Source organism: Ensifer oleiphilus (assembly GCF_013371465.1).
Classification (GTDB): domain Bacteria; phylum Pseudomonadota; class Alphaproteobacteria; order Rhizobiales; family Rhizobiaceae; genus Ensifer; species Ensifer oleiphilus.
Window position 1 is genome coordinate 199,622 of record NZ_JABWDU010000010.1, and the last position, 12,999, is coordinate 212,620.

At 61.1% G+C, this 12,999-nt stretch carries 13 protein-coding genes; 5 read left to right on the forward strand and 8 right to left on the reverse strand.

Going from position 1 to position 12,999, the window contains the following annotated elements:
• Positions 1 to 10: 10 nt before the first annotated feature.
• The 3 genes from HT585_RS28030 to HT585_RS28040 are packed head-to-tail and all read right to left on the reverse strand — an operon-like array spanning position 11 to position 3,852.
• On the reverse strand, positions 11 to 1,840 hold the full coding sequence (locus tag HT585_RS28030) for a TRAP transporter large permease subunit (protein ID WP_176356069.1): 1,830 nt from the start codon (positions 1,838 to 1,840) through the stop codon (positions 11 to 13).
• 25 nt (positions 1,841 to 1,865) lie between these two features.
• Positions 1,866 to 2,996 (reverse strand): LLM class flavin-dependent oxidoreductase, encoded by a 1,131-nt coding sequence (locus tag HT585_RS28035; protein WP_176356070.1) that lies wholly within the window; start codon positions 2,994 to 2,996, stop codon positions 1,866 to 1,868.
• A 10-nt stretch (positions 2,997 to 3,006) separates the two neighbouring features.
• Positions 3,007 to 3,852, reverse strand: coding sequence for an ABC transporter substrate-binding protein (locus tag HT585_RS28040; RefSeq protein WP_176356071.1), 846 nt, complete (start codon positions 3,850 to 3,852; stop codon positions 3,007 to 3,009).
• 221 nt (positions 3,853 to 4,073) lie between these two features.
• Between HT585_RS28040 and HT585_RS28045 the strand changes: the two genes are divergently transcribed.
• Positions 4,074 to 4,439: an ArsR/SmtB family transcription factor gene (locus HT585_RS28045; protein ID WP_176356072.1), complete on the forward strand. Its 366-nt coding sequence runs from the start codon at positions 4,074 to 4,076 to the stop codon at positions 4,437 to 4,439.
• Between the two features lie 7 nt (positions 4,440 to 4,446).
• Positions 4,447 to 5,076, forward strand: coding sequence for a glutathione S-transferase family protein (locus tag HT585_RS28050; RefSeq protein ID WP_176356073.1), 630 nt, complete (start codon positions 4,447 to 4,449; stop codon positions 5,074 to 5,076).
• Positions 5,077 to 5,127: 51 nt separating this feature from the next.
• Here the strand turns inward: HT585_RS28050 and HT585_RS28055 are convergent, their stop codons facing one another.
• From HT585_RS28055 to HT585_RS28065, 3 genes are all read right to left on the reverse strand, one after another.
• Positions 5,128 to 6,318: a cystathionine beta-lyase gene (locus tag HT585_RS28055; protein ID WP_176356074.1), complete on the reverse strand. Its 1,191-nt coding sequence runs from the start codon at positions 6,316 to 6,318 to the stop codon at positions 5,128 to 5,130.
• Between the two features lie 106 nt (positions 6,319 to 6,424).
• Positions 6,425 to 7,372, reverse strand: a complete 948-nt coding sequence (locus HT585_RS28060; RefSeq protein ID WP_176356075.1) for an ABC transporter substrate-binding protein — start codon at positions 7,370 to 7,372, stop codon at positions 6,425 to 6,427.
• Between the two features lie 191 nt (positions 7,373 to 7,563).
• The gene (locus HT585_RS28065; RefSeq protein ID WP_176356076.1) at positions 7,564 to 7,731 is read right to left on the reverse strand and encodes a hypothetical protein; all 168 of its coding nucleotides are present in this window, start codon (positions 7,729 to 7,731) and stop codon (positions 7,564 to 7,566) included.
• A gap of 131 nt (positions 7,732 to 7,862) precedes the next feature.
• Between HT585_RS28065 and HT585_RS28070 the strand changes: the two genes are divergently transcribed.
• From HT585_RS28070 to HT585_RS28080, 3 genes are all read left to right on the forward strand, one after another.
• Positions 7,863 to 8,675 (forward strand): aminoglycoside phosphotransferase family protein, encoded by an 813-nt coding sequence (locus HT585_RS28070; protein ID WP_176356077.1) that lies wholly within the window; start codon positions 7,863 to 7,865, stop codon positions 8,673 to 8,675.
• A 399-nt stretch (positions 8,676 to 9,074) separates the two neighbouring features.
• The gene (locus HT585_RS28075; protein WP_176356078.1) at positions 9,075 to 10,238 is read left to right on the forward strand and encodes an MFS transporter; all 1,164 of its coding nucleotides are present in this window, start codon (positions 9,075 to 9,077) and stop codon (positions 10,236 to 10,238) included.
• 277 nt (positions 10,239 to 10,515) lie between these two features.
• A complete protein-coding gene (locus HT585_RS28080; RefSeq protein WP_176356079.1) occupies positions 10,516 to 11,631 on the forward strand; it encodes a Glu/Leu/Phe/Val family dehydrogenase in 1,116 nt (371 codons plus the stop codon).
• A 122-nt stretch (positions 11,632 to 11,753) separates the two neighbouring features.
• On the opposite strand, the gene HT585_RS28085 is transcribed toward HT585_RS28080, so the two are convergent.
• Both HT585_RS28085 and HT585_RS28090 read right to left on the reverse strand, forming a co-directional pair.
• Entirely contained in the window at positions 11,754 to 12,008 is a 255-nt protein-coding gene (locus HT585_RS28085) for a transcriptional regulator (protein ID WP_176356080.1), read from the reverse strand.
• A gap of 82 nt (positions 12,009 to 12,090) precedes the next feature.
• A complete protein-coding gene (locus HT585_RS28090) occupies positions 12,091 to 12,957 on the reverse strand; it encodes a glycine betaine ABC transporter substrate-binding protein (RefSeq protein ID WP_176356081.1) in 867 nt (288 codons plus the stop codon).
• Positions 12,958 to 12,999 lie beyond the last annotated feature (42 nt).

Here is a 12,999-nt window from a genome sequence, read left to right on the forward strand (position 1 = left end):
ATCCTGTTGGTTAGAAAATAATTGCCCAGGCGCAAAGGATCGCGAGGGAGACAAGAAGTGCGAGGAGATAGGGAACCACCGCCTTGAAGAGTGCGGGGGCCGGTATTGCAGTGACGCCACTGACGACGAAGATCAGCATGCCAAGCGGCGGCGTCAGCCCATGGATCATCAAGTTGACGACGATGATGACGCCAAAGTGGATCGGATCGATGCCGGCGGCGACGGCTGCGGGTAAGAGGATAGGGCCGAAAAGCAGGATCGCCGCACCGATATCGAGCACCAGACCAACGACCAGAAGAATGATGTTGGAAAGCAGAAGTACTGCAAGCGCGCTACCCCCGAGCAGCATCGTCAGGTTGGACACCAGGCCGGCGACGTCATCGACGGCAAGCAGGAAGGCAAAGGGGCCGGCTGTTCCGATCAAGAGCCCGATCGCGGCCGCTTCGGTCGCTGCCTGGCGGAACGCCGCATAGAACGAACGGATTCCGAACCGCGCGGCAAGTCCGAGAAACAGCGTGTAGAGCGCAGCCAATGCCGCAGCTTCCGTCGTGGTGACGATGCCAAAGCGAATGCCGAGAACGACGATGATGCCGAGGCCGAAGGCGGGAATGGCTTGTCTCGCCGATTGCCAGCGTTGCGCGCTGGTCGCACGGGCTTGCGGCACTTGTTCGCGCACGGTCAGATGGATCGCAACCGCAAGGCAGATCGCCATCAGACCGCCGGCGAAGAAGCCACCGACCAGCAGGGAGCCGACCGAGAGATTGGTCGCGGTGGCGAGGATCAGGAACGCGATCGATGGCGGGATGACATTGTCGAGCACCGACGTGGACGCGATGATGGCTGCGGCCTGTGCCGGCGGATAGCCATGCTTGACGAGTTCCGGCTGGAACGTCGAGGCACCGAAGGCGGCGTTGGCAACGGAAGAGCCCGAAGCGCCAGAGAAAAGCACGCTTGTCAGAAGTGTGGTCTGGGCGAGGCCCGCGCGCCGATGACCGACGATAGAAGCCGCAAAGCGCACGAGCTGGTTGGCGACGCCCGATGCGGTCAGCAAGCCACCGGCCAGCAGGAAGAAGGGTATTGCGAGAAGAAGGAACTTGGAGATCCCGGTTACCGTCGAGGAGACGATCGCTGGCTCCGGAAGACTGCTGCCAAAGGCGATGGCAACGTAGGCTGCGGCAAGAAAGGCGTGCGGCAGCGGCGCGGCCAGCACCAGCCCCAGGGCGGCCACGAGACCGAGAACGATGCTTGGGGGCCAGTCGACCTCGACGGCAACATGCGGAATTCCGGCATAGATCGCAGCGCCGATCACAACGGAAAGCAGGCCTTGCAGGGTTCTGCCTTCGCCGACGCGCTGCAGGATGAGCACAAGGAGGATCAGCAAACCGCCACCGCCAAGGAAGCCGAACCGGTACCATTCCGGTACCCCGAGCGTTGGCGAGATGCCGCCGAGCATGCTCATGATCTCACGGCCGCCGAACGCCAGCACCAACGCGGTGACGACCGTGAAGGCATCGGCCCCCACTTGCGTTGCCGGATAGAGCCGCGACGGCAGCATCTTGGCAAAGACATCAAGGCGCATGGCCAGCGCGCTGTTGAGGCTCAACGGTGCGCCGATTGCAATCAGCGCCACGTGCAGCCAAATCCCCAGGTCCTCTGCGCCGACAAGGCCGGTGTTGAAGAAGTAGCGCATGCAGACGCTCGAAAGAACGACGGCAAGAAGGACGGCGAGCACCGATGCTGCCGCGATGCCCAGGCTCGCTTCTATCCCCTTGAGTATGCGTTGCACGAACAGGCGCCCGCTGGAGGCCGCTTCGGTCGGGTGGATTTCGGTGATGGCCACACAAACATACCTTATGACGAGAGGCTCACGTGCTCTTCACGGTGGACAGATCGCGGTCGAACAGGGTGGACCAGGTGAAGTTGCGCGCCGGTGCCACATCCCGCTGAACATCAAGGCGCGGCAGAACCTTTTCCCCGAAGCGGTATGCCTCTTCCAGCAGTGGCATGCCAGATAGGATGAACGTCTCTACGCCGGCCTGCTGATAGGCTTCGAGGGTGCGAAGGACAGTATCTGGAGAGCCGACGATCGCCGTGCCCGGACCTGGTCTTACCAGCCCGATGCCCGCCCAGAGATTGGGAGCGACTTCAAGATCGCGCAGATTGTCCGGCTTCAGCCCGCCGTGCATGGCCGTCATGCGCTGTTGACCGACGGAATCACTTTTCGCGACGAAGCGTTGATTGGCGGCGATCGCGGCGTCGTCCATGCGCGAATAGAGATCGGCTGCCGCCTCCCAGGCTTTTTCATCGGTGTCGCGCACGATGACATACAGCCGGATACCGTATTGGAGTTCGCGGCCGTATGTGGCGGCCCGGATTTTCACCGCCTCGATCTTGTGCCTGATCTGCTCGGGCGTCTCGCCCCAGGACAGATAAGTATCGACGTGCTTGGCCGCGACATCGATCGCCTTGTCCGAGGAGCCGCCGAACCAAAGGGGCGGCGGCGCGATCGTCTCACTGACGGGCAATGCGAGCTTGGCGCCCTCGGTCGAGAAATACTTGCCCTTGTGGGTGACGCTTTCGCCGGCGAAAAGCCGATGCCAGAGCTGCAGATACTCATCCGCCATGTCGTAGCGCTCGTCATGCGGCAGCATCATTCCGTAGGCGCCGAGCATCTTGGCGTCGCCGGAGACGATATTGATCAGCAGGCGGTCGCGCGAAAACTCCTGGAAGGTGGCCGCCATCTTGGCGAGCAATGTCGGGGCGACCAGCCCCGGATGGATCGCGACCAGGAAGCGAAGGCGCTCGGTATGGGAGAGCAGCGCACTCGCCAGCACCCAGACATCGTGGGCACCCGTTGCAAACAAGGTGCCGGTATAGCCGAGATGATCGTAGGCTTGTGCCAGTTGCTTGTAATAGCCGTAATCGACCTTGCGCGAACCCTCCGGCTGCCAGGGATAAGCGCCGTCGGGCGCGCACATATACCAGAATACGTTCACGTTCAGATCCTCAATAGGCTGTCTTCAGCGGTTGGGCGACCGCGATGGAATGATGAAAGTGGCCGTGGCGATACAGCGTGTCGGCTTCCTCCTGCTGCTCGGCAAGAACGGCGCTATCGATCGGACCGACGGTAAAATCGCGCGAACGCACGACCCGCTCCCACACGTCGACGTGCGTCCCGATGCGGTCATCGGCGGCGAGCAGGTGTGCAGCGGCCTTCGGATCGGCGGCAATCTCGCGGCCGATCCGGTTGAGCTCGGCTGCGATTGCCGCAAGCTCGCCGGATGAAAGCCCCGTCCGCCGCAGCGTCCAGAACAGGGAACGGTTCGGGATTGCCGCCCCGCAGCGCAGAAGCAGACGCAGATCGCTTCGCTCGATCGCTTTTTCGAGGCGCGGCGACATCGCCACCCAGGCATCGACACGGCCTTCCAGCAACTCCGTCAACGAATCGCGGGTGCCGCTCTCGACGCGCTCGACATCGGACAGCGCAAAGCCTTGCCCTTCCAGGCTGCGAGCCAGCAGATAGGTGTGAAAGGAGCCGTCGATCAACGAGACCCTGCGCCCGACCAGATCGGCGACCGATGCGATGTCGCTCGCCGCGCGCACGAAGATCGCACCATTTGCGGGACGCGGGGCCGAGGCAGCGATGTATTCCACCCCAAGACCACGGGCGTCCGCCTCCAGCGGCGGCGTGGAGCCGGTGCCGCCGAAATCGATAGCGCCCTGATCGATCAGCGCGGCCGTATCCCGCCCCTCGCCGTAGGAAATAAATTCCGGATCGAGTTCAGCAAACGCGCCGGGCCATAGACCTGCCAAACGCAGATGCAGGTTGTTGGGGTGAACGCCAATCCTCATGACCATTCCAATCGAAGTCTTGCAGTGTCAGTGCGATCAATCTACTTTTTTATAAAATGAATGCGAGAAAGGTCGTGCCCTTGCCGATTGCTTGTCGAGATAATTAATCTACAAATTCTACCGACATTAAAATGTTCTGCCGCAAAGGCCTTTCGTATCGGTCTGCGCATTGAAATCCACCGAATCTCACTTTACTTTTTTATGAAGCGAGAGAGGCATTCATGACGAAACCGGCACCGACAAAGGTCTGTCGCAGCGTTGGCGAGGCCAGCGAATTGTTGAAATTGATCGCGAACTCCAATCGCCTGGCAATCGTGTGCTATCTCATGGAAACGGAGGCATCGGTCTCAGTGCTGGAAACCGAGCTCGGCATACGCCAGCCGACACTGTCGCAACAACTCGCTGAGTTGCGCGAGGCCGGCATTATCGAGGGGCGGCGTGACGGCAAGGCTATTGTTTACAGGGTCGTCGATCCACGCGTGGAAACGGTCGTTCATGCCTTGCGCAAGATGTTTGACGGGCTCGACGATATCACCGGCCGCTTCGGCATGGCGAAATTGCCGGTCGACGAACTGATGTTCGATTGAGCGCCAGATGATTGATTTTTACACCTGGATCACGCCAAACGGGCTGAAGATCGCGATCGCCCTTGAGGAGTTCGGTCTGGACTATCGAGCGCATGCCATCGACATTAGCAAGGGTGCGCAATTCTCACCGGATTTTCTGGCGATCAATCCAGGCGGCAAGATACCGGCGATCACCGACCACGCCACCGGCATCACTCTGTCGGAGTCCGGCGCCATTCTCATTTATCTCGCAGAAAAGACCGGCCGCTTCCTTCCAGCGAGCGGCGCTGCAAGGCACCATACGATCGAGTGGTCAATGTGGCAGGCGGCAAGCTTTGGTCCAACGCTCGGCCACGCCCACAATTTCCTGACCTACAATGTCGGCATGGCACCCTTTGCCGAAGAGACCTTCCGCAGGGACACGCAGCGGCTATACGAAACGCTGAATGCCCGTCTTGAAGGCCGCGACTACCTGGTCGACGACTACTCGATTGCCGACATGGCGACCTGGCCCTGGGTCTCGCGCTATGCACGGCACAAGATCGACCTTGCCGATTATCCGAATGTCCGGTCTTGGTATCTGCGGCTTGCGCTTCGCCCGGCCGTCAAGCGCGGCTATGAAGTGCCCCATGTCACCGGCGCCATCCCCCTGCCCTGATCGACGGCAGGGTCAGGGAGGAAACCTTTGAACGGTACCTGCAGCAGCCGCTCAGATTGCAGTGGCTGCCGCGAAAGCGCGCTCAAGATCGGCCTTTAAGTCCCCGACGTCTTCGAGGCCGATGTGAAGCCGCAGCACCGGCCCCTCGGTCGGCGCCGTCAGGATGCGCCGATCCGCGAGATCGACATGAAGCGCGAGGCTCGCAAACCCGCCCCAGGAATACCCGAGCCCGAAGAGCGACAGACCGTCCAGGAATGCCTGGGCCCTTGCTTTGTACTCATCACGTCGTGCGACGTTCAACACGAAGGAAAAGACGCCGCTCGCACCTTTGAAATCCCGCTTCCAGACGGCGTGGCCAGGAAAACTCGCAAGTGCTGGATAGAGCACACGCGCGACATCGCCGCGCGTTTCGAGCCATTCGGCGATCTCAAGCGCGCTCGCCTGATGGCGTTCGAGACGCACGCCCATCGTGCGCAGTCCACGCAGCGCCTGATAGGCGTCATCCGGTGCGCCACATATTCCGAGCGCGCCATTCATATGCCTGAGGCGCGGCCAATATTGCGCATTGGCAGAGACGGTGCCCATCAAGATGTCCGAATTGCCCGTCGGGTACTTGGTTGCCGCCTGGATCGAGACGTCCACGCCAAAATCGAGCGGCCTGAAGAACAGCGGCGTCGCCCAGGCGTTGTCCATCGTCACGACAGCCGAAATGCGGTGCGCGGCGGCGGTGATCGCGGGCACGTCCTGCATCTCGAACGTGTTGGAGCCTGGTGCCTCGAGGTGAACGAGCTTGGTGTTCGGCTTGAACAGGGTCTCGATCGCAGCACCGATACCGGGATCGTAGTATTCGACCTCGATGCCGAAGCGGGCCAGCATGGTGTCGCAGAAATGACGGACGTTGCCGTAGACGGAATCGACGATCAGCGCATGGTCCCCCGGAGACAGCAGCGCCAGGAACGCGAGCGTGACCGCTGCAAGCCCTGACGGTACCAGGAGGGTACCGGCCGCCCCTTCAAGCTCGTTAAGGGCCTCGCAAAGAGCATCCGTCGTCGGCGTGCCGCGTGTACCGTAGGTGTATTTCTGGTCGTGGCTCTCCATCGCCTTGGCGTTCGGGAAGAGCACCGTTGAGGCGCGCACCGTTGGCGGGTTGATGAAGCCGTGATAGTCGAACGGATCGTATCCCGCCCGCGAAAGCTTCGTGTTGGTTCCGAGTTTCTTCGAGATGTCATCGTTGTCGTTCATGAAATCCTGCAATTCCCAGCCGAGGCAGCCCCGGCTTTCCTAGATGGTGCACATGCGAAAAGCCGGCGCTGTAGCGCGCCGGCTCGATGTTGCACTGCTCAGCGTTTTACGAGCCGCTCTTCGGCAGGCCGGGCGGATTGGTCTGGGCTTTCTCGATCGCTTCGGGACCGAGTTTCCAGGTCTCCAGAATTTTGCGATAATCGCCGCTTGCTATCAGATCATTGATGACGCCGGTCAACGGTTCGGCAAGGCCGCTGCCCTTACGGGTCGTAACAGCAATTTCGGCCGAGATCGGCCAACCGCCACTGACTGTGCCGACGAGCTTGGTCTTGCCGTTGATTGCTGCGGAATAGGCCTGCGTCGCGTTGACACTGAACACCACGTCCGCCCGCCCGGACTGAACCGCCAGATCCTTGACGGCGTCATCGTCATAGTACTGCACCTCGATTGCCGACAGGCCGGCGGCGAGGTTTTGCCTGTCCCATTCGAGCAGGATCTTTTCCTGATTGGTTCCGGCATCGGTAATCACCTTCAGACCGGCGATGTCCTTCGGCGCCTTGATCGCCTGGATGCTGCTGTCGGCCTTCACATAGAAACCGAGTTCATCCTTACGATACGTGGAAAAGTCGAACTTCTCCTTGCGCTCTTCCGTTACCGTGACGTTGGAGATCACGGCGTCGAACTTGCCGGACACCAACCCAAGCGGCCAATCCGCCCAGGCGACGGAAACCAGTTGCAGATCGCGCCCGAGGCTGTCGGCAAGCGCTTGCGCCAGATCGACGTCATAACCGATGACCGTCTTGCTGTCGGACGCGTAGTCGTGCAGCGGAAGATGGCCACTGGTGCTGATGCCGATTGTCAGCGCGCCGTCCTGGACAAACTTAAAGTCCGCAGGGACCTCTGCGATGCGCTTGTCGTTCTTTTCCACCCGCAACCGGTTTGTCTGCTCGGGGCTGAGATCGAAAGCGTCGGCCGCAAACGTCGCCGATGCACCAAACACCATGGCGGCCATCGCGCCGGCTGCCAGAAGTTTTCTATTTTGGAGAATGCCCATTCTGCCCGTCCCTTCATCTCTCGGTTTCAAGCCAGGTGCTAGACCTGATCTGATACGAACTATTGTCTATTAAAATAGTAGACAAAAGAAATGATTGATCGTCATTCTGTCGGAGTGGGAAAAATCCGTTCGGGATTCGCCGAAGAACTTTCGAAACCAATATGTCAAACAGCTATCATACAAGATTGTATTTATTGCCTTCTTTGTGCTTTAGATTGAACACACGCGGCTTGCGATCGATCAAAACGGCCAGCCGTCAGCTGCTCGATATCCATGAGGCCTTCGTTGGCGAAACCGACATCGCCGATCAAACGCGGTTCTTCATCAACGATGGATCCCAGACGCAGATCAGCGGACACGACAAGTCCCGGGCGGACCATCTCGACATCTCGTCGCTATGCGTCGGCGCAGAGGAAGTGACCTTCAGGACGCGGCTTTGTTCCACTTTCGAAGTGGCCTATAGCGGTCATTGTGCACAAGGACGAAGACCATGGCCAACGGCAACCGCTTCAGTACCTATATCGACCGTTGGGCGCTGACGCCCGATGGGGATCCGATTGTCACGCATTCAAGCCGCCTCCTTCCGGTGCTTTGCAGCGGCGCGCCTGCCATGCTGAAGGTTGCGACGGCGCCGGAGGAGAAATGGGGTGCTGGCCTCATGTTATGGTGGGGCGGGGTCGGCGCTGCGCGCGTGATCGCGCATGATGACGACGCCATCCTGCTTGAGCGCGCGGTCGGTGTCCGGTCGCTCGCAGAAATGGCCGCGAATGGCGCCGACGACGAAGCCAGCCTCATCATCTGCAACGCCGTTGCGTCTCTGCACAAACCACGCACGGCACCAGAGCCTTGCCTCACCCCGCTCGCTGAGCGCTTTGAGGCGCTCACGACGGCACCGGAGGGCGAGCGGTTGGAGCGATCCGCCGAAGCGGCGCGCTTCCTTCTTTCCGACCCCCGTGACGTCGTCCCCCTTCACGGCGACATTCACCACGGCAACATTCTCGATTTCGCGGATCGGGGCTGGCTCGCTATCGATCCGAAACGGCTGAAGGGTGAACGTGGATTCGACTACGCCAACCTCTTCTGCAATCCAGACCATCCAATCGCCACGGCTCCCGGTCGCCTGGCAAGGCAGGTGGCAGTGGTGGCTCAGGCCGCACAGCTGGAGCGCAAGCGCCTGTTGCAATGGATACTCGCCTGGGCGGGCCTTTCAGCGGCATGGCACATCGAGGATGGAGAGGTGCAGCATATTGTGCCAACCCTGCAAATCGCTGACATCGCCGCAGCCGAAATCGACAAAGTCTGAAGCCGCACGCCGGTCAGGGGGATTGAGGTCGTGCCCGGCCTGCGCCTTTTCGCGGCCGGCGCGCGAACCACCGCATTCCTCACCTGATCGTGCTCTTCACGGCTATTGAACCAACCGCATGGCGTTCGTGTTCATTCTTTTCATCGCCCTATCGAAAGCTGGTGAAGAACGCGCAACGAGCCGCATGCGGAGGCCACGTGCGCTACCCGCAATTTCTATCGGCATTGGCGGTTCTTGGGCATCGAATTCTGACCAATCTCGGCAACGCCCGGTTGACAGCACAGCGACCGTGCCTCAGAAATTATGAAAATCATTTTCAGACTCACTCTCACGCACTGTGCCGTGGGGACGGTGACAATCGGCCAATTTGACAACGCGATACCGCGAGGAGCAATGCGCATGACCAGTCAACGACTCATCATGCTGATCTTTTTCCTGCAGCCGATTGCCTTCGGCGCCTGGCTGCCGCGCATTCCCGACATTCAGCAGAAGCTCGGCCTCGGACCGGCGGACCTGGCAATCGCACTGCTGGGAATGCCCGCCGGCATCCTGCTGACCCTGCCCTTCGCTGGCCGCTTCGTCGCTCGCATCGGCGGCCGCGCCACCATTCTCTACGGTTTTGTGGTCTTCCTGGGTCTGGTGTGGCTGCCGACATGGGCGCCAAGCATCGAGATGCTTTTCGCAACACTCGCTGTTGTCGGAGTGGCGCTGGCGACATTGGAGTTGGGTCTCAACGTCGAAGCCGACGCGATCGAGAAGCGATCCGGCCAATTGATCATGAGCACCTGTCATGGCTTCTGGAGTCTCGGCATCATGGCGGGCAGCCTGGTCGGCATTGGTCTGGCGGCGATCGGCGTATCGCCCGAATGGGCCGTATTGACAACGGCAGCGGCGATGTTGCCTATCAGCCTGCTGGCGGCTAGGACACTACCCGATCTTCGTACCACGGAAAGGCCCGATGCGCCTCTCGCTGGCGCAAGGCGCCGCGGGCCAAGCCGGGCGTTGCTCGGCATCTGCTTCTTCGTCTTCGGCATTACAATGACAGAAGGCGCGGTGGCGGACTGGTCGGCGGTCTACCTGCGTGACGTGTTCGGACTCACCGGCGCTGGCGCAGGCTTCGGCTATTCGATCTTCGCATTCATGGTTGCCGCAGGACGCTTTGGGGGCGACCGCCTCAAGGCCAACTATGGACCGATTGCAGTTTCCCGCGCCTGTGGCGTTGCGAGTATCGCAGGGCTGGCCCTCGTCGCCACGAGCCCAGCGGCCTGGGTGGCTCTCGTCGGCTTCGCAGCCATGGGCTTCGGCGTCTCGGTCGGTTTCCCGCTTGCGGTCACGGCCGCCGCCGACCAGAACGACCGGCCGGCGGCAGCCAGTGTCGCCATCCTGTCGTTCGTGGCACTTCTCGGCTTCCTGATTGGACCGCCGATGATCGGCCTGGTCGCGGAGCACAGCGACATGCGCTTGGGCCTCGGCATGCTCATTCCATTCCTCGCCCTGAGCCTTGTGTTGACCGGCAGGCTGAAACCAGCCACGAGCGCAGTTCCCGCGCCGGCGTCGACCTAAAGTCGCAAACGCCTGCGGGCCCGCTCAATGGGCTGCGTTCGACTGCCCGCTCGCCCCGGCAGCGGAGCCGTTTGACAGAACAAGCCGCCGAAACTCGTCGCGACAACATCCAATTACTACAGACAGCCGCCGTGGCGGGAGGGGCTATCCTTTGCAATTGTTGCGCAGCGATTTGCTCCGGCGAAATTCACGATCGAACGACGGGTCCCATTTCGAAACCAAAAATCGTCAGGAATGGGTAGTCTTCAAGCCGTCAAACCATTGGGGAGGAAAACCAATGCAAAACGTGCTGAATCTGCGTCGTGAAGTGACCGGCGCTACCACCCTCGATGTCACCGACATTACGGCGGAAGCCACAGCCCTGCCCGGCTTCGACGGCCACGAGCAGGTCTGGCTGGGCCGCGACACCGAGCGTGGCCTGGAGGCAATCGTCGCCGTTCACACGACGGTCCTCGGCCCGGCATTGGGAGGTACGCGCATTTGGCCGCACGTTAGCTTCGCGGCCGGCGTTACCGATGCGCTGCGCCTTTCACGCGGCATGAGCTTCAAATCGGCCATTGCCGGTCTGGCGCTTGGCGGCGGCAAGGCAGTCATCATCGCCGACCCGAAAAAGGACAAGACGCCGGCAATGCTCGAGGCCTACGCAGAGATGCTGAACGCCCTCGTCGGCCAATATATCACGGCCGAAGATGTCGGCATGACGCTTGCGGACGCGGATTTTCTTGCCGAGCGCACACCGAATGTCAGCGGAACGACCCGTGGCGGCAGCGGCAATCCATCGCCCTTTACCGCATTGGGCACATTCCTCGGCCTCAAGGCTGCGTTGCGTCATCGCACCGGCAGCGACGACCTGAAGGGCATTTGCGTGGCGATACAGGGACTCGGTTCGGTCGGTTGGGGGCTCGCCCAAAGGCTCCAAGCCGAAGGCGCCACGCTGGTTGTCTCCGATCTCGACCCGGCACGCACCGAACGTGCTGCTGAAGAATTCGGCGCAACAGTCGTCGAGGGTCAGGAGATCATTGCTGCGGATGTCGAGGTATTCGCGCCTTGCGCGCTCGGTGGCGTCCTATCAGCCGCCACGATCCCGCTGCTGCAAGCCAGGATCGTTGCCGGAGCCGCCAACAATCAGCTTGCCACGGTCACCGACGGCGAACGTCTGCGGGAAAGAGACATCCTCTATGCGCCTGACTACGTGATCAACGCAGGCGGCGTCATCAACGTCGCTGCGGAAATTGGAAGCGGCCGCTATAACCTGGACCACGTGATGGCCCGCGTCAGCCAGATCCCCTCGACGTTGACGCGCATCTTCGAGCGCGCCGCGCAAGAAGGCCGCACAACCGACGACGTGGCTGAAACCATGGCCCGGGAGATCATCGAGGCAGCTCGACGGTAAGCCGGGAAATAGGCTCCCCAACCGTGGAGGTGCTCTTTCGGGCGGCTTGCAAACGCGCGAACGCACCTTGAACACACGGACGGCCTGGCGGACTGGGGCAAAGGGGGTTCGCTGTTCGCTCTTCAGCGCGGCCCCGCCCCTCGGCCCGTCAGCAGCCACGAGAGGCTGACACTCAAGACGCCGGCAATCATCGCCAGGCGATTGGCGCGTGGAGCGGCGCGGTCATTTTCCCAGTCGAACCACGTTTTCGTCTCCACGCCAACGATCTTGGCAGCGCTTTGTGCCGAGACATTCAGCGCGTCGCGCGCGAGTGACATGCGGCCGCCGATCGTATCGTCCTGTACGCAGGCCACGTTTTCCCAATTGTTGAAGTTCATCGGTATCCCTTTCCATTCCCGTGCCAACGGTGCGGCCGGCGTCCTCTTGCAGACGCCGGCTGATCTTCAGCGGATGGTCGGCTTAGCTTCCGATCCAGACCTTCACCTGATCGGGATGATCCGCGATGTATTTCTCGACCGCGGCGTCGTACGAGGTCTGCTGCGCCTCGAACATCGCGGCTTCCAGATCGCCGATCGGCAGCTTCATTCGGGTAAGGAAGGCTGCGACCTCGGGATTGTCCTGCTTGAACCCCTGCCGCGCCAGCACATCGACATGCTCGGCCTCACCAAGCGAGCTCTTCGGATCGGCGATATAGCGAAGCTCGTACTTGCCGAACATCCAATGGGGGCTCCACGACGTTGCAACGAACCACTTCTCGGTCCTGACCGCGCGGTCGACCGAGGTCAGCATGCCGGCCTCGCTGGAGATCTGAAGCTTATAGTCCTCAAGTCCGTAGTCCTTGAGCGCCTTTTCCGAAAGCCGCGTCAGGCCCGCGCCGGGGTCGATGCCCTGAACCGTCGAGCCAAGCTTCTGCCTGATTTCGGGCTTCTGCAGATCCTCGATCGAGTTGAGCTCGCTTTCGGGAATATAGGCTGGAACAACCCATCCGAGCTTGGCGCCTTCGTAGACGGTGCCCAGCGTCTCGACCTTGTCTTTCACCTTGCCGTAATAGTCGGCATGGGTCTGCGGCAGCCAGGCCATCATCATCGCATCGAGATCGCCGCGGCTCACGCCTTGATAGAGCGGCGCCACGTCGGTCTGCACGAGTTCGACCTCCCGCCCCAATTCGTCCTTGATGATCTTTGCTGCGAGCTTGGTGACGAATTCCGCGTCGGACCAGGCGGCCCAGCCGATTTTCACGGGCTTTGCCTCCTTGGCAAAGCTGGCGCCTGCCGGACCGGCAACAAGCATGGCTGCAAGGCCGATGGTTGTGATTGTCTTGAACATATCAATCCTTCCTATGCATTTCGGACGACGGCGGGCACGGCC

Bases quoted from the DNA above. Each gene is read 5' to 3' on its own strand.
- HT585_RS28050 (WP_176356073.1), top strand. From the start codon at position 4,447: ATGATTGATTTTTACACCTGGATCACGCCAAACGGGCTGAAGATCGCG.
- HT585_RS28070 (WP_176356077.1), top strand. From the start codon at position 7,863: ATGGCCAACGGCAACCGCTTCAGTACCTATATCGACCGTTGGGCGCTG.
- HT585_RS28085 (WP_176356080.1), bottom strand. From the start codon at position 12,008: ATGAACTTCAACAATTGGGAAAACGTGGCCTGCGTACAGGACGATACG.
- HT585_RS28080 (WP_176356079.1), top strand. From the start codon at position 10,516: ATGCAAAACGTGCTGAATCTGCGTCGTGAAGTGACCGGCGCTACCACC.
- HT585_RS28045 (WP_176356072.1), top strand. From the start codon at position 4,074: ATGACGAAACCGGCACCGACAAAGGTCTGTCGCAGCGTTGGCGAGGCC.
- HT585_RS28075 (WP_176356078.1), top strand. From the start codon at position 9,075: ATGACCAGTCAACGACTCATCATGCTGATCTTTTTCCTGCAGCCGATT.
- HT585_RS28055 (WP_176356074.1), bottom strand. From the start codon at position 6,318: ATGAACGACAACGATGACATCTCGAAGAAACTCGGAACCAACACGAAG.
- HT585_RS28060 (WP_176356075.1), bottom strand. From the start codon at position 7,372: ATGGGCATTCTCCAAAATAGAAAACTTCTGGCAGCCGGCGCGATGGCC.
- HT585_RS28090 (WP_176356081.1), bottom strand. From the start codon at position 12,957: ATGTTCAAGACAATCACAACCATCGGCCTTGCAGCCATGCTTGTTGCC.
- HT585_RS28040 (WP_176356071.1), bottom strand. From the start codon at position 3,852: ATGAGGATTGGCGTTCACCCCAACAACCTGCATCTGCGTTTGGCAGGT.